Annotated in this window: 18 protein-coding genes; 11 read left to right on the top strand and 7 right to left on the bottom strand. The window is 71.3% G+C overall.

From position 1 onward, the window contains the following. Positions 1-159: 159 nt before the first annotated feature. Positions 160-714 (bottom strand): dihydrofolate reductase family protein, encoded by a 555-nt coding sequence (locus AC07FN_RS13440; protein ID WP_452618492.1) that lies wholly within the window; start codon positions 712-714, stop codon positions 160-162. A gap of 207 nt (positions 715-921) precedes the next feature. Between AC07FN_RS13440 and AC07FN_RS13435 the strand changes: the two genes are divergently transcribed. Further along, the gene (locus AC07FN_RS13435; RefSeq protein ID WP_478395861.1) at positions 922-2,058 is read left to right on the top strand and encodes a serine hydrolase domain-containing protein; all 1,137 of its coding nucleotides are present in this window, start codon (positions 922-924) and stop codon (positions 2,056-2,058) included. A 16-nt stretch (positions 2,059-2,074) separates the two neighbouring features. On the opposite strand, the gene AC07FN_RS13430 is transcribed toward AC07FN_RS13435, so the two are convergent. From AC07FN_RS13430 to AC07FN_RS13420, 3 genes are all read right to left on the bottom strand, one after another. Continuing rightward, positions 2,075-2,866 carry an SAM-dependent methyltransferase gene (locus tag AC07FN_RS13430; protein WP_478395860.1) on the bottom strand — a complete coding sequence of 264 codons (792 nt, stop codon included), beginning with the start codon at positions 2,864-2,866 and terminating at the stop codon, positions 2,075-2,077. Between the two features lie 385 nt (positions 2,867-3,251). Beyond that, positions 3,252-3,896 (bottom strand): hypothetical protein, encoded by a 645-nt coding sequence (locus AC07FN_RS13425; RefSeq protein WP_478395859.1) that lies wholly within the window; start codon positions 3,894-3,896, stop codon positions 3,252-3,254. A 72-nt stretch (positions 3,897-3,968) separates the two neighbouring features. Further along, positions 3,969-5,531 carry an alpha/beta hydrolase gene (locus tag AC07FN_RS13420; RefSeq protein ID WP_478395858.1) on the bottom strand — a complete coding sequence of 521 codons (1,563 nt, stop codon included), beginning with the start codon at positions 5,529-5,531 and terminating at the stop codon, positions 3,969-3,971. 407 nt (positions 5,532-5,938) lie between these two features. Between AC07FN_RS13420 and AC07FN_RS13415 the strand changes: the two genes are divergently transcribed. Further along, on the top strand, positions 5,939-7,102 hold the full coding sequence (locus tag AC07FN_RS13415) for a sensor histidine kinase (RefSeq protein ID WP_478395857.1): 1,164 nt from the start codon (positions 5,939-5,941) through the stop codon (positions 7,100-7,102). Beyond that, a complete protein-coding gene (locus AC07FN_RS13410) occupies positions 7,066-7,779 on the top strand; it encodes a response regulator (protein WP_478395856.1) in 714 nt (237 codons plus the stop codon). The genes AC07FN_RS13415 and AC07FN_RS13410 overlap by 37 nt, the downstream gene beginning before the upstream one ends. Positions 7,780-8,205: 426 nt before the next feature. Here AC07FN_RS13410 and eccD read toward each other — a convergent pair whose 3' ends face one another. The 3 genes from eccD to AC07FN_RS13395 are packed head-to-tail and all read right to left on the bottom strand — an operon-like array spanning position 8,206 to position 10,521. Continuing rightward, positions 8,206-9,570, bottom strand: coding sequence for a type VII secretion integral membrane protein EccD (gene eccD / locus AC07FN_RS13405; protein ID WP_478395855.1), 1,365 nt, complete (start codon positions 9,568-9,570; stop codon positions 8,206-8,208). Then, complete coding sequence (locus tag AC07FN_RS13400) at positions 9,570-9,911, bottom strand: YbaB/EbfC family nucleoid-associated protein (RefSeq protein ID WP_452618500.1); 342 nt, start codon at positions 9,909-9,911, stop codon at positions 9,570-9,572. Before AC07FN_RS13400 ends, eccD begins: the two co-directional genes overlap by 1 nt. 19 nt (positions 9,912-9,930) lie before the next feature. Beyond that, on the bottom strand, positions 9,931-10,521 hold the full coding sequence (locus tag AC07FN_RS13395; protein WP_478395854.1) for a hypothetical protein: 591 nt from the start codon (positions 10,519-10,521) through the stop codon (positions 9,931-9,933). Between the two features lie 132 nt (positions 10,522-10,653). Here AC07FN_RS13395 and eccCa point away from each other — a divergent pair, with 132 nt between their 5' ends. The 8 genes from eccCa (at position 10,654) to AC07FN_RS13355 (ending at position 21,109) form a co-directional block, all read left to right on the top strand. Beyond that, positions 10,654-14,640 carry a type VII secretion protein EccCa gene (gene eccCa / locus AC07FN_RS13390; protein WP_478395853.1) on the top strand — a complete coding sequence of 1,329 codons (3,987 nt, stop codon included), beginning with the start codon at positions 10,654-10,656 and terminating at the stop codon, positions 14,638-14,640. Between the two features lie 209 nt (positions 14,641-14,849). Then, positions 14,850-16,256: a zinc ribbon domain-containing protein gene (locus AC07FN_RS13385; protein WP_478395852.1), complete on the top strand. Its 1,407-nt coding sequence runs from the start codon at positions 14,850-14,852 to the stop codon at positions 16,254-16,256. Between the two features lie 22 nt (positions 16,257-16,278). Then, positions 16,279-16,635 carry a WXG100 family type VII secretion target gene (locus tag AC07FN_RS13380; protein ID WP_358595964.1) on the top strand — a complete coding sequence of 119 codons (357 nt, stop codon included), beginning with the start codon at positions 16,279-16,281 and terminating at the stop codon, positions 16,633-16,635. Between the two features lie 31 nt (positions 16,636-16,666). After that, positions 16,667-16,996, top strand: coding sequence for a hypothetical protein (locus AC07FN_RS13375; protein ID WP_132483904.1), 330 nt, complete (start codon positions 16,667-16,669; stop codon positions 16,994-16,996). A 312-nt stretch (positions 16,997-17,308) separates the two neighbouring features. Continuing rightward, positions 17,309-17,668 (top strand): hypothetical protein, encoded by a 360-nt coding sequence (locus tag AC07FN_RS13370; RefSeq protein WP_132483902.1) that lies wholly within the window; start codon positions 17,309-17,311, stop codon positions 17,666-17,668. A 5-nt stretch (positions 17,669-17,673) separates the two neighbouring features. Beyond that, on the top strand, positions 17,674-18,897 hold the full coding sequence (locus tag AC07FN_RS13365) for a WXG100 family type VII secretion target (RefSeq protein WP_478395851.1): 1,224 nt from the start codon (positions 17,674-17,676) through the stop codon (positions 18,895-18,897). Between the two features lie 158 nt (positions 18,898-19,055). Then, positions 19,056-19,823 (top strand): transglycosylase SLT domain-containing protein, encoded by a 768-nt coding sequence (locus tag AC07FN_RS13360; RefSeq protein WP_478395850.1) that lies wholly within the window; start codon positions 19,056-19,058, stop codon positions 19,821-19,823. A 35-nt stretch (positions 19,824-19,858) separates the two neighbouring features. Further along, positions 19,859-21,109, top strand: coding sequence for an alpha/beta hydrolase (locus AC07FN_RS13355; protein ID WP_478395849.1), 1,251 nt, complete (start codon positions 19,859-19,861; stop codon positions 21,107-21,109). Positions 21,110-21,307: the final 198 nt, after the last annotated feature.

Genomic DNA, 21,307 nt, shown 5'->3' with positions numbered 1-21,307 from the left:
TCGCAAGAACAATCATCCCAGGCCAGAGGGCATCTGCCCCACCACGACACGACCCCCACCACCACAAAACCCAACCCACCACCGGCGGATCCGGGTCTATCGAGGTGAACGGGCCGTTCACCTCGACCTGGTCCGCTGTCGTGCGCTCCGGGTGGTGGCTCAGGACTTCGCGGGGCCGTAGGTCAGGTGGACCACGCCGTTCTCGAACACTTCCTGCCCGGTCAGGGCCAGTGGGAGGCGCGCGGTGCCTTCCGGGAACAGCTTCTCCCCGGAACCGAGGACGAGCGGGTAGACCAGCAGGTGCAGGCCGTCGACCAGGCCGTCGGCCAGCAGTGCGCGCACCAGCGTGCCGCTCCCGCTGATGTAGATGTCGCCGTCGACGTCGTCCTTCAGCTTCTGGATCGCCTGCGCGTCATAGGCCCCGAACACCGTCGAGTTGTTCCAAATGTCGGCCGTGGTCAGGGTCGACGACACCACGTGCTTCGGAGTGTCGTTGAAGAACGGCGCCCCCGGGTCGTCTTCGGCGGTGCGCCCGGACCAGGCCGGGGCGAACATCTCGAAGGTCTTGCGGCCCAACAAGATCGCGCTGCTGGCCTCCGTCAGGCCGCCGATCGCGCGAGCCATGCCCTCGGTGAAGCCGTACTCGGCGGTCCAGATCGGGCTCTCGAACACGCCGTCCAGGCTGACGAACTCGTGCACGTGGATCTCGCCCATGTCGGTCTCTTCCCGTCTCGGTGGTGGCACGCGGTCCGGGCCCGCGACATGCCGGTGGCCCAACCGTACAGACCCCCGGCCGCGCGAAAACTCATCTACGACCGAAGGAGGACAACAGGTACTTCGCGGGGGCACGTGATCCGGGCCGATGAGTTCCGGCGGGCTTGGTCGTCTACCTGCTCAGGCATCACGACTAGAAGGTGGATCATGACCGGCCTGCACGAGATCCTGCGGAAGCACGTCGACGATGGATCGGTACCGGGGGCGGTGGGCCTCGTGGCTCGCGGCGACCGGGTCGAGGTGGCCGCCGTCGGCTCCCTCGCCGTCGGCGGCGCTCCGATGGCGCGGGACTCGATCTTCCGCATCGCCTCGGTCACCAAGACCGTCGTCGCCGCGGCCGTGCTCATGCTGGTCGACGACGGCCTGATCGCGCCGCACGACCCGGTCCGGGAGTGGCTGCCGGAACTGGCCGAGCCGTCCGTCGTCCGCACCCCCGGCAGCCCGGTGGACGACGTGGTTCCGGCGGCCCGGCCGATCACGGTGTTCGACCTGCTCAGCTCCACGGCGGGCTACGGCTTCGCATCCGACTTCGAGCTGCCTGCGGTCCAGCGCCTGTTCTCGGTGCAGCGAGACGGTCGCGAGCCGCAGAGCTGCCCGGCGGCGGACGAGTGGATGGCCGAGCTGTCCCGGGTTCCGCTGTTGCACCAGCCGGGCGAGGCGTGGCTGTACGACACCTGCTCGGCCCTGCAGGGCGTGCTGATCGCCCGGGTTTCCGGCCGTTCGCTGCCGGACTTCCTCGCGGAGCGGGTGTTCGGGCCGCTGGCCATGGTCGACTCCGGGTTCGTGGTGCCTGCCGAGAAGCGGGCGCGGTTCACCAACTACTACCGAAGCGGCCCCGCCGGGCTGGAGCTCGCCGACGGCCCTGACGGGCAGTGGAGCATCCCGCCCGCCTTCCCGCTGGGTTCCGGCGGGTTGGTCGGGACCGTCGACGACTGGCTCGCCTTCGGCCGGATGCTGCTGGCCGGCGGCACCACCGCCGACGGCCGCCGGCTGCTGTCGGCCGATTCGGTGCGCATGATGACCAGCGATCACACCACTGCGGCCCAGCGCGAGACCGGCGAGGTGTTCCTGGAGGGCCAGGGCTGGGGCTTCGGCGGTTCGGTCGACATCGCGGCCATCGATCCGCGGAACGTGCCGGGACGCTACGGCTGGGTCGGCGGGACCGGGACCTCGGCGCACATCGTCCCGTCCACGGGCGCGATAGCAATCCTGTTCGCCCAGGTCGCGATGGACGGCCCGGTCCCGCCCGAGTGGATGCGGGACTTCTGGCGGTACGCGTGCTGACGCCCCCGCCGGACGGTCAGGGTTTGCGGCCGATGCCGCCGAGCGTGGACAGGTCGGCCGGGGAATCGACCGGTGGCTCGTCGGGGCGCCAGCGGGTGCAGGGCACCAGCCCCGGTTCGAGGAGCTCCAGATCGCGGAAGTACGCGGCGATCTGCTCAGGGCTCCGGCTGTGGTAGGGGATCGCGCCGGCGTCGGCCTGCTTGCGGCGGGCGGCCAGCAGCCCCGGATCGGTGTCCGGGCTGTCGAACAGCGCGAGGTAGCTACCCGATGGCAGTGCCCCCAGCAGCCGGTGCACCAAGGACCACGGATCGTCCTCGTCCGGGACCAGGCCCAGGACGCCGAACAGCACCAGCGCGACCGGCCGGTCCAGGTCCAGCGTGTCGGCGGCGCACGCCAGGATGGTCTCCGGGTCGCGGATGTCGGCGTGGATGTAGTCGGTGGCGCCCTCGGGGGTACCGGTGAGCAGCGCCCGGGCGTGGGCCAGCACCAGCGGATCGTTGTCGACGTAGACGATCCGGCATCCGGGGGCGTGCCGCTGCGCGATCTCGTGGGTGTTGTCGGCGGTGGGCAGGCCGGTTCCGATGTCCAGGAACTGGTGCACCCCGGCCTCGACGACCAGGTGCCGCACGGCGCGCGCCAAGAACGACCGCCCGGCGCGCGCCGCGAAGTCGATTCCGGGGAACAGGGCCCGGAAATCGTCGCCGGCCGCGCGGTCGACGGCGTAGTTGTCCTTGCCGCCGAGCCAGTAGTTCCACATCCGCGCCGAGTGCGGCACGGATGTGTCGATCTCGACGGACTCGTGTGCCATTCCGCAGTACCCCCTGTTGCAGATCGCGGGGAAAATACCACGGTCCGCTCGCCGGGAGGGCCCGTTCGGGCAGGCCGCCGAACAGCACGCCGATCAGGATCGGCTGCAGGTGGACGGCGGTGAAGCCGATCTCGTTGTGCAGCAACCCGTTCAGCCGGGTGGGCGGCGGCCCGTGGTAGGAGCGCTTGGTGGCGTTGAGCCCGGTGGCGGCGACCACGTGGCCGTCGTCGATTTCGGCCGGACGGGCACACAACCGCACCGACTCGGTCTCGTGGCTGAGCAAGTCCTGTCCTACCTGGCCACGAGGCATTTTCTGCGTTCAGGGTGACCCGCCATCAACCCGGATCACGGCGAGCCGGGACAGGTGCGCGCACGTGCTCGACGGTCATCCGCCTACCAGCCAGGTTTTTCGGAGTCTCAGGGCGCGTTCGGTAGCGGCGATGGCCCCTGCGACGGGTAGGGCGATCTTCGCCCACTGGGGGAGGGGAACCGGCGAGGTGAACGTGCCGGTGTGCTGGGCGACGACAGGGATCCGGGTGACGCCCTCCACGGCCAGGGCAAGGCTGACGGCGAGTCCTGCGAGGAGTATGGCGATGGCTGCTGCGCCGACGAAGGCGCCCGTGCGGGGGAACAGCTGGTCGAACCTGGCTCGCAGTCCTTCTTGCGAGCGGGGGTGAGGGCGCAGCGCGTGTTCGCTGCCGTCTTCGGTGACGTAGTGCATGCGTTTCAGCCCGTACTGGCTGGTGGCGACCTCGATGACGCCGCAGGGCACCGGGAATGCCACAGGAAGGTTGGCGCGATAGACCTGAACACCGTCACGGTAGAGCGCGGCAGGGCTCTTCTTGGTCGTGCTGTCCGCCATGTGCCGTACGTCGACCTCGAAGACGTGACTGCTCCCCGAATGGTGTGGGAGTTCGAGGACGAACAGCGAACGAGAGAACAACTGCCAGATGCGGTACTCCTGGAGTGCGCTCCCGTCCCCGGGCTTGACCTTGGCGAGCTGCCAGCGCCGCCGGTACTTCTTGAACACGTTCCCTCCTCAGGGATGCTCCCGGGCACCGAGACCCGGCGCGGGAGTCCACCGGGTCTGCCGACGCATCGGCTACGCGGTGCAGCGGGCGTCGTCGGGCGGGGTCTGCAGGTCGATCAGGTAGTCGGCGACGAGGCCGTCGACGCACTCGCTCTGACCCAACAGCGCGATGCCGTGCTGGGCGCCCTCCACGGTCAGCAGGCTTCCGCCCAGTACGCGGGCCAGGTTGACGCCGCCCTGGTACGGGGTGGCCGGGTCGCCGGTGATGGAGATCGTCAGCGTGGGCGGCAGCCCGACCGGGCCGGTGACCCACGGCTGCGGCAAGGTCGGCGGCTGCGGCCAGGCCTCGCACTCGTGGTGTGATTCCCGCACCGGTCGGCCGGAGTCCATGAACGGGGCGGCTGCGCGGATCTGCCGGGCCAATTCGGTCTGCTCCGCAGGAGTGCGGCGCGGCGAGTCCATGCACCGGATCGCGTAGGCCGCGTCGGCGGAATTGTCGTAGCGGCCGTCGGGACCACGCCCGAAGGCGCTGTCGCGCTGCGCCTGCAGCACGTCGCCGCGTCCGGCGGCCAGCTCGGCGAGTCCTTCGGTGATCTTCGGCCACAGCGACTGGGCGTACAAGGCGCTCGTCACCGCGTTCATGACGTCGTCGTAGGTCAGACCGCGACCGTCCGCGGTGGGTGCGGGGTGCTCCAGCAGTGGCCGCGCGATGGCCTGGAACGCCTCGGTCGCCCGGGCCGGGTCGGTGCCCAGTGGACAGTCGGCACTGGTGGAGCAGTCCGCGGCGTACCGCTCGAAGGCCTTCTGGAATCCCGTCATCTGCGCGAGGTTGAACTCGGTGGCGGTGAGGCCGGGGTCGATGGCGCTGTCGAGCGCCATCGCGCGCACGTTCTGCGGGAACGCCTCGGCGTACATCGCGCCCAGCTGGGTCCCGTAGCTGATGCCGAGGTAGGACAGCTTCTCGTCACCCAGCGCCGCGCGCAGCACGTCCATGTCCCGTACGACGTCGCTGGTGCCGAAACCGGCCAGCGCCTGCGGACCACCGGAGCCCTCCGCACAGCGCTGCGCCACGACCCGGGCCTCCTGCTCGTCGGCGACGTCCGGCACGAGCGCGCCGGAGAAGCCTTCACCGCGCTCGTACTCGGCGTCGGTGTAGCAGTCCGCCCGCGGGGTGGAGGCGCCCACGCCCCGGGGATCGAACCCGATCACGTCGAACCGTTCCCCCACCGGCCCGGCAGCCCACAGCGGCCCCAGCAGCGCGACGAAGTTCATCCCCGAGCCGCCGGGACCGCCCGGGTTGACCAGCAGCGACCCGATCTTCTCCCCGCGCGCCTTGACCCGGAGAAGGGCGACCTTCCCGCGCGGCCCGTCCGGGTCGGCGTAGCCCAGGGGGACCTGGACGCGCGCGCAGTCGTAGCGGTCGTCGGCGAAGAGCTTCTCGGCGAGCGCCGTCGTCGCGTACGGCGCGCACGGCTCGAACGCGACCTGCTGGTCGTAGAACTCCGCCAGTTCTCCCGTCGGTGCCGAGCCGGGCGGCCCCGATCTCGTCTCGAACGGCGCAGGTGCGGCGCAGGCGCCGATGAGGACCAGCGACGCCGCACCCAGGGCGACGAGCGTCGAGCGAACACGAAACACGATGTCTCCATAAGGTTGTCGGCGCCACGGTGGACCGTGCCGCCTTGGCGAAACCAGCGATCCCGGCCACCCCGGGGATTCCGGCCAGGGCCAACGCCTGCACGACGGGGCCGAGCGCGGCCTGGTGCTGCTGCAGCGGACGGCGGCCATGGTGGCGAGACCGACGACGATCTCCGGCCAGCCGGGACGGGCGACGGCGCTGTCGGCTCCTGGCTTCCGGGGTGCGACGCGGACGAGCGTGGCCCGCGGCGTGGCTGGAAGGGGCATTCGGGATATGCCGTGGACGGTAGGGCGGCCACCCGGCGGTGCGGATCGATCGAGGGGCTCGGATCGCCTGACCGAAGTCGGAGCGGGCCTCGTCCTTCGGGAGGAGGTGGTGACGTGCAGGCCTGCCTATGCTGGCCGCGATGGACGACACAGCAGGCACGCGGCGAGGGGCGGTCCGGGACCGGATCGCGGACGGCGGGTTCATCGTGATCGCGGCCCTGGCCGGGTTCTACGTGGCTGCGCACCGATGGGAGGACCCGGGAACGGTGCCGCTGTGGCTGCTGCACCTGGACCACGTCGCCGGTGTGCTCGGATGCCTCGCGCTGTGGTGGCGGCGCCGCTGCCCGGTGGCGCTCGCCGTCGCCCTGATCGTGCTGGTCACGTTCTCCGAATCGGTTTCCGCTGCCGCGCTCATCGCGCTGTTCACCGTGGCCGTCCATCGCTCGGCGAGGGCCACTGCGGTGCTGGCCGTGGGCAGCGTGCTCTCGATCGGGGTCTACCTGGTGCTGCGGCCGGAGCCGGCGACGCCGCTGTCGATCACGCTCGCCTTCATCGTCACCGTGCACGTCGCGGCCGTCGCGTGGGGCCTGCTGGTCCGCAGTCGGCGGCAGCTCATCGCATCGTTGCGCGAACGAGCCGCCGCAGCCGAGGTCGAGGCCCGGTTGCGGGCCGAGCGCTCCCAGCACGAGGCGCGCGAGACGCTCGCGCGGGAGATGCACGACGTTCTCGGCCACCGGCTGTCGATTCTCAGCGTCCACGCGGGCGCGTTGGCCTACCACCGCGGTGCGTCGCCCGAGGAGGTCGCCCGCGCCTCGGAGGTGGTCCGGGAGAACGCGCACCGCGCCCTGCAGGACCTGCGCGAGGTGATCGGCGTGCTACGCGCCCCGGTGGGCGAACTCCCGCTGCCGGGCGTCGAGGACGTCGTCGACCTGATCGACGAGGCCGAGCGTGCCGGCACCCCGGTCGAGCTGCGGGACGATTCCGGGGTGACGACCGGCGGGCGGGCCGTCCCCGCGACGGTGGGCCGCACGCTCTTCCGGCTCGTGCAGGAAGGCCTGACCAACGCCCGCAAGCACGCGCCCGGCGCGCCGGTCGTCGTCCGGATCACCGGTGAGCCCGGCGACCACCTGGCCGCCGAGATCGTCAACGAGCGGCAGTCCGCGCCCTCCACGCAACCCGCCGGCTCCGGGGAAGGGCTGCGCGGGCTGGCCGAGCGGGCCACGCTCGTCGGCGGCCGGCTCGACCACGGGCCGACCGGTTCCGGCGGATGGCGGGTCGGGATGCGGCTACCGTGGCCAGCGTGAATGATCCCGCACCGACCGTCGACGTGCTGGTCGTGGACGACGACCCGATCGTCCGCTTCGGGCTGACCATGATGCTGCGCGGCGCCCCCGACCTGCGGGTCGTCGCCGAGGCGGGCGACGGCGCGGAGGCGGTGGAGCTGGCCGACCGCCACGCACCGGACGTCGTGCTGATGGACATCCGGATGCCCGGCACGGACGGGCTCGCCGCGACCGAGACGCTCCGCCGCCGCCCGCACGCGCCGCAGGTCGTCGTCCTCACCACGTTCGACGCCGACGCGCACGTGCTGCGCGCCCTGCGGGCCGGGGCAGCCGGATTCCTGCTCAAGGACACCCCGCCGGACGAGCTCGTCGTCGCGATCCGGCACGCGGCACAAGGACGTCCGGTGCTCTCACCGGAAGTGACCCGACGGCTCATCGACCGCGTCGCCGGGTCCGAACAGGACACCCGTCGCGATGCGGCACGCCGTCGGCTCGGCCTGCTCGCCGACCGGGAACGCACCGTCGCGATCGAGATCGGCGCCGGGCGGTCCAACTCCGAGATCGCCGCGCGCCACCACCTCGGCCTGGCGACGGTCAAGACCCACGTATCGGCCATCTTCACCAAGCTGGACCTGAACAACCGCGTGCAGGTCGCCCTGCTCGTGCACGACGCCGACCTCGACCCGCAAGGTCGGTGAGCGCGCTCCGGCTTCGGCCGGGGACCGGCGACACCGCACCCGGCAGGAGCAAGCCTCCTCTTACGGCCGCACCCTCCTGCTGCCGCAATTTCATTGAGGTTTTTCCAACCTCGTTTTGCGTGGCGGTGCGGGTGGCGGAACCTCAGAGGCTTCCTGGTCTGTGGGTGCCCCTCCTGATGTATGTCCGATACACGGCGGAGGGGCCGTCCTCGCCAGGAAGCCTCTGAGAACCCGCGGCGGTGCAGGTGTCGTAGGTGGGCTATGCGCCTGCGGCGCATGCGACACCTCATCGACGTGTGGCTTTGCGACCCGCGGCTGCGGGCCGACCAGGACGAAAAACGCTCAATTGGAAATCGGACCTTCGATTTCCATTGAAATTGCGGGACTGCGGGACGACGGCCGCCGGAACGTGGTTGGCCAGGCGGTTCAGCCGACCGCGTCGCGGATCGTGTTGTAGAGGTCCAGGACCGCTGCCGCCGTGGGGATCAGCGCGATCAGCACCAGGTATTCGAGGATGTCCAGCCAGCGGGCGCGGAGCGGGGACGGCAGGCTCGCCGGGTTCCGCGCGGCGTAGTGCAGGCAGCCCGCTCCCGCCACGACGGCGAACGCGGCGACCGCGAGCGTCCAGTAGTGGTCCAGTGTGGACAGCAGTCGCGCGCTCAGGCCGATCAGCAGGAACAGGCCGATGACGATCACCGCCACTCGCTGAGCGGTGCCCGCGTAGGAGCGCGAGCGCAGCAGCCACGCGGTGGCCGCGAGCGCCACCAGCACCGCCGCCCACGGCGACGGGTCGCCGAGCAGCACGAGGCAGCCTCCGGCCGTCACCAGGCCGAGCGCCGTGACCAGGCCGGTGAGGACGTCGGTCGCGGTCGTCGTCGGGCCGAGCACCGACGAGTCGAGCGTGGGTCGTTCGTCGACGCGGAACGAGTCCATGTCCGCGGGCACCCGGGGCATCGGCAGCTTGGCCAGGCGCAGCGCGATCATCGGTGCGGCGGCGGTGAGCGCGGCCGTCAGCGCCACCGAGACCGCCGCGACCGAGGTGCCCGGCAGGTCGAACAGCGGCACGCTCGCGGTGATCAGCGCACCGAGCGCCGAGGCCGCGACGATCGGCGCGAACACGGTGAACCGGTGGACCAGCATCGCCGCCGCCGTCGCGTGCAGCGCCACCGCGCCCAGGCCCGCGGCGAACGATCCCACCTCGATCGGCCAGGGCAGGTGCGGCGGCAGGGCCGTGATCCCCGCCAGCAGCGCCGCGACCACGCCCGCGCCCGCGGTCGCGCTGCCGGAATCCAGGTCGCCCCGGGCCCGGGACAGGGCACCGCCCGCGACCGCCAGCGCCACGGCGATCACCGCGCACCCGATCGGCGCCGCCAGGCCGCCGGCCAGCGCCGCGGCCGCGAAAACGGTGGCACCGACGAACAGCGCCACGGCGGCGAAGAGGCTCAGGTTCCGCCCGGCCCTCGGCCGCCACGGCCCGGAACGGGTCTGCGCGGCACCGGCGATCGCGTCGACGGTGTCGTCGAAGACCAGCGGGATCTCCTGCCTCGGGCGGGGATTCAGCCAGAGGATCTCGCCGTCCTGCACCAGGGTCGCCGACACCGTGAGGCCGGGCGCCAGCGCCGAGCCGCCGATGCGGGCGAGCACCCAGCCGGGATGCTGCTCCGGGCGGCTCGGCACCCCGGTGAGCCTGACGAGCTGCGGGATCAGCTCCGCCACCGTGCACTCCAACGGCAGCGCGACATCGATCCTGGAGCCCGGGGCCACCACGGTCACCCGGCGCGGAGTGGGCATCACGTCCACTCGTCGGCGGCGTCGAGCGCCGGCGCGAGCCGCTGCGCCGCGTGCTGCGCCAGCCGGTCCAGCGCGTCGTTGGCGGCTTCCACCACGATCGCGCCGATATCGCGGGCGTCGTACCGGCGCAGCGCATCGGGGTCGATCGAGACCTCGGTGAACCTGCCGGTTCCCCGCACGGTGACGGTCACCTCGTTGTCCCGGGAGCAGCCGGAGACGAGGGTGGTGTCGACGTCCTGCCGGGCCCGGTCGATCTCCGCCTGCTGGTCCTGCAACCGCCGCATCAGCTCGGCGAGCTCCGGCGGGTCGTCCTGGCCCTGGTGCGCGTGCAGCGCGTTCATCGGCGATGTCCCGTTCGGTTCAGGCGGCCACCGCGGCGTTTGCGCCGCTGTCGGCGAACAAGGTGGACAGTGTCTGGCTGAGCTCGTTCCTGGTCTGCTCGGCGTCCGCCTCGGCCTGGGACTTCGCCTGGAGCGCCTGCACGACCGCGTTCATGATGGCCAGCGCGATGGCCACCTCGCGCCACGGCGAGGACATCGAGTGCGCCGCCCTGATGGCGTCCATCATCCGCTGGACGATGTCCATCGCCGTCTCGAAGAAGCCCTTCTTCTGCGCCTGCGCGGTGTTGCGCGCCTTGACCAGCGCGTCCGAGGCGGCGGTGAGCCGCTGGCTCTCCTTCTCCAGCGCCACTTTCAGGGCGTTGTTGAGCTGGTCGACGAAGTTGTCGGACGTCTGCCGGCAGGCGTCGTAGCCTCGGCCGTTCCAGGTCTCGCCCAGCTGGGTCACGATCCGCCCGGTCGCCGACGCGGCGGCCCCCACCTGTTCGGCGCACACCGCGCAGTCCCGCGCCTTGGACCGCAGCTCTCCCGGGTCGCCGGTGACGTCGCTGATCGTCTGGGCCAGCAACGACAGCCCTGCCCTGATGATCGCGGTGACCTGACTGGTGTCCATCCCGCACCTCCATTCTCCGCGAGCGTAGGTCCGCCGGGATCTCAGGTGGACGGCAAAAGTACCCACCTGCGCAGCGGCGGAGATGACCACACTCGGGACCGGCACGCGTTCCGAGCCCGGGGAGTTGAACCGATGCGGACCCAACCAGCGCTGCGCCCGGGGCGCGCGCCGGAGCAGCACGTGGGCGAGATCGTGCTGCAGGCGCCGCCCAGCCTGGTCAAGGGCGGCCAGTCCTGGATGCAGCTGCTGTTCATGGTGCCGATGATGCTGGGCATGGGCGCCATGTCGTTCGTCTACATCGGACGATCCGGCGGCCCGATGACCTACCTCTTCGGCGGCCTGTTCCTGGTCGTGATGATCGGCATGATCACGATGTCGCTGGCCGGCGGGCGGCAGTCCACCAAGGCGAAGATCAACGAGGAGCGCCGCGACTACCAGCGCTACCTCGCCGGGCTGCGCAAGCAGGTGCGCGAGACCGCCGAGGCGCAGCGCGCCGCGCTGCTGTTCGCCCAGCCCGAACCGGAGGACCTGTGGACCCTCGTGCCGACCCCGCGGCGCTGGGAGCGGCGCAGGCGCGACCCGCACTTCGGGCAGGTGCGCATCGGCCGCGGGCCCCAGCAGCTGGCCACCCCGCTGCGCGCCCCGCAGACCGCGCCGCTGGAGGACCTGGACCCGGTTTCCTCCACCGCGCTGCGGCATTTCATCCGTACCTACTCGACGGTGGCAGACCTGCCGGTGGCCATCGCGCTGCGCGGCTACGCCCGGATCGGCGTCAGCGGGCAGCGCGAGGAGGTCATCGAGCTGGTGCGCGCGGTGCTCGCCCAGGCCGTCACCTTCCAGTCGCCGACCGACCTGCGGATCGCGCTGTGCCTGGGGCCGCGGCGGTGGGCCGACTGGGACTGGGTGAAATGGCTGCCGCACGCCCAGGACGACACCGACCCCGACGCGGCGGGACCGGCCCGGCTGGTGGCCGGTGACATGGGCGCGCTCGCGGAGCTGCTCGGCGACGACTTCGGCGAGCGCGCGGCCTTCGGCAGGCAGGCCGACGCCGACCGGCCGCACGTCGTGGTGATCGCCGACGGCGGCCGGGTGCCGCCGGATGCCGAGCGGCAGGGCGTCACCGTGATCGAGCTGTCCGAGCTGCCGCCCGCCGAATCGCGGGCGAACGCCCTGTTCCTGCACGTCTCCGACGGCTTCGTGGGCATGCTGGTCGGCCGCGACGACGAGGTCGGCTTCCGCTACATCGGCGAGCCGGACCGGTTGAGCACCACCGCCGCCGAGACGCTGGCCAGGTCGATGGCCCCGTGGCACTCCCCGGGCACCGCCGGCGCCGAGACGCCGATGTCCACCACCTTCGGGCTCGCAGACCTGCTCGGCATCGGCGATCCGCGCGACACCGACCCGGCCGTCACCTGGCGCCCCCGCACCGCCCGCGAGCGGCTGCGCGTCCCGCTAGGGCTCGATCCCGACGGGCTGCCGGTGGAACTGGACATCAAGGAGTCCGCCGAGGGCGGGATGGGCCCGCACGGGCTGGTGATCGGCGCGACCGGCTCCGGCAAGAGCGAGCTGCTGCGCACCCTGGTCACCGGGCTCGCCGTCACGCACTCGTCGGAGGCGGTGAACCTGGCGCTGATCGACTTCAAGGGCGGGGCGACGTTCGCCGGGATGAGCGAGCTGCCGCACACCTGCGCGGTGATCACCAACCTCTCCGACGACCTGGCCCTCGTCGACCGGATGGCCGACGCGATCAACGGGGAACTGGTGCGCCGCCAGGAGTTGCTGCGCGCCGCGGGCAATTACGCGTCGGTGCGGGATTACGAGCAGGCCCGCGAATCCGGCGCCGACCTCGCGCCGCTGCCCGCGCTGCTGGTGATCATCGACGAGTTCAGCGAGCTGCTGTCCAGCAGGCCAGAGTTCATCGACCTGTTCGTGATGATCGGCAGGCTCGGCCGGAGCCTGTCGGTGCACCTGCTCCTGGCGTCCCAGCGGCTCGAAGAGGGCCGCCTGCGAGGGCTGGACGCGCACCTGTCCTACCGGATCGGGCTGCGCACGTTCTCGGCGTCGGAGAGCCGGACCGTGCTCGGCGTGCCCGACGCCTACCACCTGCCCGCCGTGCCGGGCTCGGCCTACCTGAAGAGCGACACCGACACGCTGCGGCGGCTCAAGGCCGCCTACGTCTCCGGGGAACTCGCGCCCCGGGCCGCCGGTTCGGCCCCGGCGCTGGCTCCGGGACGGCGGGTGATCCCGTTCGGGCTGAACAGGATCGTGGATCCGGAACCGGTTCCCGAGCCGACCGCTGCGCCGGAGCAGGGCGAGAGCACCGGCGAGACGATCATGGGCGCGATGGTGTCCAGGCTGATCGGCAAGGGCCCGGCCGCGCACCCGATCTGGCTCCCACCGCTGGACGAGCCGCCTACCCTCGACCAGCTCCTGCCGCCGCTGGAGCTCGACCCGGAACGCGGTCTGCGCCCCCGGGGCTGGAACGCGAACCTGGCCGTCCCGGTGGCCACAGTGGACAAACCCTTCGAGCAGCGCCGCGACCAGCTGTGGGTGGACTTCTCCGGCGCGGCGGGCAACCTCCTGCTCATCGGCGCGCCGCAGAGCGGCAAGAGCACCTTCCTGCGCGGCATGATCGCCTCGCTCGCCCTCACCCGCACTCCGGCGGAGGTGCAGTTCTTCCTGCTGGACATGGGCGGCGGCGCGCTCGGCTCGATCGCCGGGCTGCCGCACGTCAGCGGCCACGCCCTGCGGCGGGACGAGGAGCGCTGCCGGCGCATCGTCGCGGAGGCCACGACCCTGCTGGACCAGCGGGAGGCGTTCTTCGCCGAGAACGGCATCGATTCCATCCAGACCTTCCGGCAGCGCCGCGCGGAGTTCACCGAAAGCACCGGCGGACAACGAGAATTCGGCGACGTCTTCGTCGTCGTCGACGACTGGGCGACGGTGCGCCAGGAGTTCTCCTCCCTGGAGGACTCGCTGGTCAAGCTCGCCACCCGGGGTCTCGGCTTCGGCATCCACGTGATCATCTCCACCACCTGGTGGCTGAGCATGCCGACGCCGCTGCGCGACAGCATGGGCACCCGCGTCGAACTGCGGCTCGGCGACCCGAGCGACTCGATGATCGATCGCCGCGCCGCGCAGAACGTGCCCGCCGGAGCGCCCGGCCGGGGCATCACGCCGGAACGCCTCCACATGCTGGGCGCACTGCCCAGGGTGGACGGTGACCAGCGCGCCGAAACGCTGGGCACCGCCGATCTCGTCGCCCGAGTCTCCCGGGCCTGGCCGGGCTCGCCCGCACCGCGCGTGCGGCTGCTGCCGCGCGAGATCACCGTCGACCGGCTCGGCGCGCCGCCCGGCCGCGCGATCCCGCTGGGCGTGGCGGAATCCGACCTCCGGCCGGTGTTCCTCGACTTCGACAAGGAACCGCACTTCATCGCGTTCGCCGACGTGGAGAGCGGGAAAACGGCACTGCTGCGCACCATCGCGCACGGCATCGCCGACCGCTACACGCCGGCCGAGGCGCGGATCATCGCGGTGGACTACCGGCGCGGCCTCCTCGGCGCGGTCGCCGAGGAACACCTGCTCAGCTACGCCGGATCCGAGCCGGTGCTCGACGACGTCGTCGCCCAGGTCTCCCAGGCCATGCGAGAACGCCTGCCGGGACCGGACATCACGCCCGAACAGCTCCGCCGCCGCGACTGGTGGCAGGGCCGCGAACTGTTCCTGCTCATCGACGACTACGAGCTCGTCGCCTCGCCGGGCAAGGTCTCGCACCCGCTGCTGCCGCTGCTGGACCTGTTGCCGCACGCCCGCGACATCGGCCTGCACCTGGTGCTCGCCCGCGGCAGCGGCGGCGCGGCGCGCGCCATGTTCGACCCGGTGATCCAGCGCATCAGGGAGCTCGGCTCGCCGGGCCTGGTGATGTCGGGCAGCCGGGACGAAGGCGCCCTGCTCGGCGACGTCCGCCCGCGCAAGCAGCGGCCCGGGCGCGGGGTCCTGGTGCGCCGCCGCGCCGGGCACGAACTGGTCCAGGTGGCCTGGACTCCGTTCGATGCGGGCAAAAGTGCCGTCGGCGACGACGTGAGTTCTGCCGTGGGCGACCGCGCCGAACGTCGTTAATGTCTGATGGCGAAAGGAGGTGCGATCAAGTGCATGTCTCTCGTTCACCCTTGACCGTGGTTGGCCATAATGGCCGGTATGCCCGGCATTGGCGACTTCGCGCAGAAGATAGCCCGTTCGGTCAGCACTGCGCGGCGATCGGAACGAGAGAGGCCCGCCACTGTCCAGTGTGGTCGACCTGGACAGCGACACTTCACCTGGACGGCCTTGTGAAGGTGACCAGAATTGCGTACTCGCAGGGCCTCAATGCCGGAAAGTTCGCGCAGCTGGCGGAGCAGGCTCGTCGGTTGGGGCGGGTTCGTGGTGAGGTGTGGCAGCGCTACGGCTCGGTCAGTGGTGCCGGGCTGTCCGATCGGAAGATTCGCGACGCCTGGATGGCGGACGGCACGGCCGAGTTGTTCGGTGTGTTGGCGAATGCGTGGAAGGAAACGGTTCGGGACGCGGTCGCGGACATCGCCGCGAACCGGGCCGCGGCGAAAGCAGCCGTGCGCAAGGCGATCCACCAGCGGACCTTGGATCAGGCAGAGCGGAAGCGGATGTACACCGCGCTCAAACGCGACGCATGGACCGAGGATCCGTTTCTGTCGCGGCAGATGCGTCAGCAATGGAAGCGTGGCCGCAACCGCACACACAACCAGATCGTGGTTCGATCGGACCAGTACCGCACGTTCACCCGGTCCGAAGACCGCAACGTTTGGCTTGCCGTGCCTGGTTTGCAGCGTCGCCAGCTGGTGCGTATTCCGCTGAACACGACGGTGGCACCGTCCGGGACGCTGCGGCTGATCCTGCGTGGCGGCTGTGTTGAGGTGCACTACCAGATCGGTGCCTCCGAGATGAAGTCCTCAGCGCGGCCTTCCGGTGACCGTGAGGTCGGTGTGGACAAGGGCTACACCGAAGTCCTCACCGACTCCGACGGCCAGCACCACGGCACCGGACTCGGTGTACTGCTGACCTGCGAGTCGGACTACCGGAAAACAAAGAACGCGAGGCGCGCGAAGATCGGGTCGGTCGCGGAGAAAGCACGTGAAGCCGGTGATCATGCCAAAGCCGACCGGATCGTCCGCAACAATCTCGGCACCATCAAGCGGGACCGGCGTTCGTCCCGCTGGCGGCAGACAGTGCGTACCACGACGTTTCGTGCGGTGCATGTTGTCGTCGATAAAGCCGCGTTGATCGCGGCTGAGGACCTCACCAGAACGTTCACCGCGCGGAACAAGCGCGGGAGGAACGTCAATCGGCGCTTGGCGGCGTGGACCAAGGGGGTCACCGCCGAGGCGCTCGCGAGTGTGTCGGAGCGCAGAGGTTCTGCGCTCACGCTGGTCAACGCGGCCTACACCTCACAAGTCGCCCCGTGCTGCGGCGTTCTCGGGCGCCGCAGCGGGGAGCGGCTTCACTGCACGCGGTGCGGGGTGGTGTGGCAGGCAGACCACGCGGCAGCGATCAACGTCCTGCACAGAGTGGGTGATCCCGACATCACCCCGCGCACCCCTTATCGGCGGGTGAAGAGCATCGTGCAGCAACGGGCCGATCGCCGACCGGATCAGACTGCCGATCCCGGACTCCAGCCCACCGGCGGAGAGCGAAACATCCAACTAAAGATCAACTCAGATCAATGAGGAAGGAAGCAGGCGACACAAAATGAGCACACCCCAGGGTGTCGTCGTCGATCGGGCGATCATGACCAAGGCGGCCGGCGACTTCGACGACACGGCTACGCGGATCCGCGAAATGATGGCCAAGCTCAACGCGGAGGTGGAGGGTCTGGTCGGCGCGACGCAGAACTTCAACGGCGCGGCCCGGCTGGCCTTCGACCAGAACAAGATGCTGCTCAACGACAAGATCCAGCGGGCGCAGAACGCGTTGACGGTCATCGCGACGAAGTTCAACGAGGTCATGAACCAGCACGCGGGCTTCTCCGAGCAGCAGAGCACGCAGATCAACCAGACGACCGCGGCCGTGCACTCGGGCGGCATCATCGCCGGCCTCAACGGCTGACGCGCACGGACCAGTCCGGGAAGGAGCAGACATGATCTACGCGGGTGGACCGTCGAGTGACACCGTCGCGATGAACTTCGGCGCGGTGGACAACGCGGGCGGCGCGCTGGTCCGGTACTCCGGCGCGATCGGCAACGCGCTCGGGGAGCTGGACACGGCGCTGGGCCCGGTGCGGGAAACGTGGTACCAGTCCGGCAGCCAGTCGGGTTCCGACGCGCGGACCGCCGAGGCCAACCTCCGCGGTGCGCTGGGCGAGATGACGCAGATCATCAACAACCTCGGCTCGCTGCTGAGCCGTTCGGCGATGGACGGCGCGGCCCTGGACTCGGCGCTGGCCGGCAAGTTCCAGCAGGGCGCGTAGAGATGGTTCTTGCGTAGCGGTGCGGGTGGCCCCCTGCGGGAGTTGCAGACGCCGTCTGGACTCCGGGATCCCCGACGACCAATACATGGCGCTGGGGACTGGCGTCGCCCAGTAGCCCCGAAGGGCGGGCACAGTCTGAGAACCCGCGGCGGTGCGAGCCGAGTCCCGCACCGCAAGCGGCTACGCCGCTTGTAGAACAGCTTTCGGGCGGGCAGGGCCCCGCTCCGGGGTCGTGGGACAGGGGAGTGCGCGATCCCGGAGCGGGGCGACGTCGGTAGTCGCGGTCGCATCGATGGGCGGAAAGGGATGTCCATGTCCAGCAACGAGTCGTTCGCGGTCCACCTGCGGTCGCTGGTGGAGTTCGCCGGTGAACTCGCCACCCAGCTGTCCGGGATGGACCGGCCGGCCGGGCAGCTCGACTCGCTCACCGAGCGAGAGCTGCGGCTCGGCGAGTTCGGCGAGGCCCATTCGCTGTGGGAGAACCACTTCCTGGCGATGGCGGAGATGCGCAGCCTGGTGAGCCGGGCCCGGGAGGCGATCGACTTCGCCGAGAAGATCACCGGCACCGTGCTCTCCGCGTACGAGCAGCACGACGACCAGGTCACCGCATCGTTGTCCGGGCTCGGCGCGGCCGTGCAGTCGGTCGGCCTGCCCGGCGTGGGGAAGGCGTGAGCGGGATGCGGGAACCGACGAACTTCTCCGCCTACAGCCATGCGCAGCTCTTCGCGATGCTGCAACGCGGCGACGACTCATCGGTGCGTCCGGCAGCGGACTCCTGGGACAGCGTCGGCGCCGCGCTGCACGAGCAGGCCGGCAACCTGGAGGCCAAGCTCGCGAAGTTCCAGGACCAGTGGCGGGGCGGCGCCTCCGAGCAGTACCGGGTGATGATCAACGACCTCTCCGGTGGGCTCCGCCGGATCGGCGACGCGGCGTTCGCCATCCGCGACCGGGTGCACGACTCGGCCGACGCGCTGGCGAAGGCCCGCACCGAGATGCCGCCCGCGGTCGAGGTCGCGGAGCTGCCCGCGGAGACCGCGCAGCTGGCCACCACTCCGCTGGAGGTCGACCAGTCGGCCTCGCCGGCGGCCGTGGCCCAGCTGCGCCAGCGGCAGGCCGATGCGGCGAAGGCGGTGCAGGAGCACCAGCAGGCGGCGGCGGCCGCGGATGCCGCGCACGCCAAGGCGATCGCCGTGATGACCGAGCTCGGCGGCCAGTACCGCGCGGCGGACCAGGGGATGCCGCTGGCGGACCAGACCGAGGTGCCGGACGCGCCGGTGCCCGGCGGAGGAGAAGGCGGCGGGGCGGACGGCGGCACCGGTGGCCACGACGGATCCGGTGGCGGGGCAGGGGAACCCGAGCCCGGGCAGCAGCCCGAGTCCGGCGCGGAACCGCGCACGCCGCTGTTCGGCAACATGTTCACCGCCGGGCTGGCCGCGGCGTCGGCCGCCGGGATGGGACGGCTCGGCGGCTTCCGGCCGCCGAAGGTGCCGGAGTGGGGGAAGCCGAAAGACCCCGCGAACGAGGAGAAGGACGAAGCCAAGCCGATCGGCATGCCGCGCGGCGCGATGCCCGGACTCGGCGGCGGAGGATCGCTCGGCGGCGGAGCGGCCGTGCCCGCCCCGACGGCGGCGGCCGGGCTCAGCGGCGTCGCTGCGGCGCCGAACGCGATGGGAGCCGCGGGGGTGCTGGGTGCCGCGGCGGGAGCGGTCAACGCGGCGGGCGGCGGCGCCGGCGGCATGCCGATGATGCCGATGATGCCGTTCGCGCCGGGAGGGCAGGACATGTCCGGAGCGCGCCGCATCCCGCCGTGGCTGGTGGAAACCGAGGAGGTCTGGGGCGAGTCCTCGGTCATCACCCCCTCCGTCCTCGGCGCCGAACCACCGGATCAACGCTCGTTCTGACGGGAAGTTGCTTCAACGCGCTTGCGGGTGGCGGGCTGTCGGACGCCGTCCGGACCGCGGATTCCCTGGGCTGGCCTCGTCCAGCGGCCCAGAGCCTGCGAACCCGAAGTCGAGACCCCACCGCATGTGGCTGCCGCCGCATCCCGAAAGGACCCGCAATGCCGACGCTCACCGACCAGCAGATCGCGGAGCGCGCCGCGAACGCCGGCTTCACCGGCGAGGACCTGCGGATCGCGGTCGCCGTCGCGCTCGCGGAGTCGCGCGGGAACCCCGGGGCGATCGGCGACGTGTCCCTGCAGAACGAGGTGTACGGCCCGTCGGTCGGGTTGTGGCAGATCCGGTCGGTGAATCCCGGTCACGGCAACGCATTCGACCAGCGGCACCGCAACGAGGCGGCGAACGCCGACCCGGCGACCAACGCGCGCAACGCCCACGCGATCTTCGAGGCGCACGGGTGGGGCCAGTGGTCGACCTACACCGGCGGCCAGTACCGGGAGTACCTCGGCCGGGCGCGGGATGCGGTCCGGCAGGGCCGCGCGCAGAACTCGGCGAGCACCGGCGCGTCCGCCAGCAACCCGGACGGTTTCCGCGCCGAGGTACCGAAGTTCTTCGACGCGGTGGCGAAACTCGTGGAGGGGACCAGGAATCCGCTGCTGAACACCTCGCAGGCACTGCGGCACGGCGCCGCGTCGCAGAACGCCTTCGGCCGGGTGCAGGCATCGGCCGCGGCGGCGGGCGCGCACCGGTCGAACATCACCAGCAGCTGCGAGGCCACCAGCAAGGCCCTGGACCGCGACCAGAAGTTCCGCGGCGACCTCGACTGGGCGGCGCGGATGATCCGGCAGCACGACGAGCGCGCCACCCGCGCCCAGCAGGCGCAGCACGCCCTGCTCGACGACATCACCCCGCCGACCCTCAGGACCTGAGCGGTCGCCCGGATTTCCCGTGAGGAGCCAGGAGAATGGACCGTTCCGAGCAGGCCTCGGTGGCGCGGTTCGCGGTGAACCACGCCGCGCTCGACACCGCTGCGCAGGCGTTGCCCGACCAGGTGGCGGTGCTCGGTGAAGCCCGCCGCAACCTCACCGCGCGCACGCTGGTGACGTCCGCGTTCGCGAACGTGTCCGGGTCGCAGGCGGCCCAGGCCGGCCATTCCGGCAACATCCAGCTCAACGAGCGCGGCCTGCAAGCCGCCTCCAGCAGGCTGACCGGGATCATCGACGGGATCACGTCGTCGAACGTCGCGGTGCGCCGCTGGGACGCCGAGCAGGCCGCCAAGATCCGGCGGCTGAACCCGGACCTGGTCGTCCCGGAGCTGGCCGACGGTCCCTCCGGTGGCTCGGTCGCCGATCTGAACGCCGCCAACCGGGCCCAGATCGAGGCCGCGCGGGCGGTGGCCGGCGCGGAGCTGAAGGAGTTGGAGGCCAGGCCGGGCCCGGGGGACCGCGAGGCGGAGATCCGGCACCTCCGGGAGAAGATCGCGGCGTACGACGAGATCCTCGACAGCAACACGCAGATCATCGAGTTCGACCCGGCGGGGGACGGGCGGATCGTGGGCCTGATCGGCCGGCTCGACTCCGACACCCGGTCGGTGGCCGTCCTGGTGCCCGGCATGAACACCGGGCTGGAGGACTTCCCGCGCTACGCGGACCGGGTGGGCAGCTTCGCCGGCACCGACCCGACCGGCCGGACGGCGTCGGTGCTGTGGATGAACGGCGACTTCCCGCAGGGCCTGCCCGAGGCGAGCTCCGCGGGCCCGTCGCGGGAGATGGCGCCGCGGCTGGCGGAGTTCGTCAACAACGACCTGCGCCCCAGGCTGGGGGAGGGCGCCCAGGTCACCGTGATCGGGCACAGCTACGGCGGGGCGATCGTCGGCCTCGCCGACGCGGCGGGCATGCGCGCGGACAACGTGATCCACGTGGCATCGGCGGGGATGGGCGAGGGCGTGACGGAGCTGACCAACCCGTACCCGACGGCCCGGTACTCGGTCACGCTGGAGCACGACCCGATCCAGTGGGCGCAGGGCCGCGTCCACGGGCCCGACCCGGACGACTTCCCCGGCGTCACGCCGCTGCCCTCCAGCCACGACTCGGACGGCTGGTTCGTCCCGGACGTGTCCTCGCACAGCAGCGTCCTGGACCCGGGCTCGCCGTCCTGGCGGGACATCAACGACGTCGTCCACGGCGCCGTCAGGGAAAGGCAGTCCGCGCTGTGACCGCCTCACCACTGTGGACCGACCCGTGAACCCGGCCGCTGAGCGCAAATCCCCCGTCGCTCAGCGGCCGTTCCACTTCCCATCGCGCCCGTCGTCGTGGGGGGGAGGGGGGGTTTGGGGGGACAAGGGCGCCCCCGAACCCGCCGCAACCCCGCCCAAAAGCCGAAGTCGTTCTCACTTGGGGTGGTGGAGGGGGAA

This window comes from Saccharopolyspora sp. NPDC045941, from assembly GCF_056431445.1.
Note: the sequence above shows the minus strand (reverse complement) of the source record. Positions and strands in the feature narration are given on the sequence as shown.

Bases quoted from the DNA above. Each gene is read 5' to 3' on its own strand.
- AC07FN_RS13395 (WP_478395854.1), bottom strand. From the start codon at position 10,521: ATGGACACCAGTCAGGTCACCGCGATCATCAGGGCAGGGCTGTCGTTG.
- AC07FN_RS13435 (WP_478395861.1), top strand. From the start codon at position 922: ATGACCGGCCTGCACGAGATCCTGCGGAAGCACGTCGACGATGGATCG.
- AC07FN_RS13410 (WP_478395856.1), top strand. From the start codon at position 7,066: ATGGCGGGTCGGGATGCGGCTACCGTGGCCAGCGTGAATGATCCCGCA.
- AC07FN_RS13400 (WP_452618500.1), bottom strand. From the start codon at position 9,911: ATGAACGCGCTGCACGCGCACCAGGGCCAGGACGACCCGCCGGAGCTC.
- AC07FN_RS13360 (WP_478395850.1), top strand. From the start codon at position 19,056: ATGCCGACGCTCACCGACCAGCAGATCGCGGAGCGCGCCGCGAACGCC.
- AC07FN_RS13365 (WP_478395851.1), top strand. From the start codon at position 17,674: ATGCGGGAACCGACGAACTTCTCCGCCTACAGCCATGCGCAGCTCTTC.
- AC07FN_RS13430 (WP_478395860.1), bottom strand. From the start codon at position 2,866: ATGGCACACGAGTCCGTCGAGATCGACACATCCGTGCCGCACTCGGCG.
- AC07FN_RS13370 (WP_132483902.1), top strand. From the start codon at position 17,309: ATGTCCAGCAACGAGTCGTTCGCGGTCCACCTGCGGTCGCTGGTGGAG.
- AC07FN_RS13440 (WP_452618492.1), bottom strand. From the start codon at position 714: ATGGGCGAGATCCACGTGCACGAGTTCGTCAGCCTGGACGGCGTGTTC.
- eccD (WP_478395855.1), bottom strand. From the start codon at position 9,570: ATGCCCACTCCGCGCCGGGTGACCGTGGTGGCCCCGGGCTCCAGGATC.
- eccCa (WP_478395853.1), top strand. From the start codon at position 10,654: ATGCGGACCCAACCAGCGCTGCGCCCGGGGCGCGCGCCGGAGCAGCAC.
- AC07FN_RS13380 (WP_358595964.1), top strand. From the start codon at position 16,279: ATGAGCACACCCCAGGGTGTCGTCGTCGATCGGGCGATCATGACCAAG.
- AC07FN_RS13415 (WP_478395857.1), top strand. From the start codon at position 5,939: ATGGACGACACAGCAGGCACGCGGCGAGGGGCGGTCCGGGACCGGATC.
- AC07FN_RS13375 (WP_132483904.1), top strand. From the start codon at position 16,667: ATGATCTACGCGGGTGGACCGTCGAGTGACACCGTCGCGATGAACTTC.
- AC07FN_RS13355 (WP_478395849.1), top strand. From the start codon at position 19,859: ATGGACCGTTCCGAGCAGGCCTCGGTGGCGCGGTTCGCGGTGAACCAC.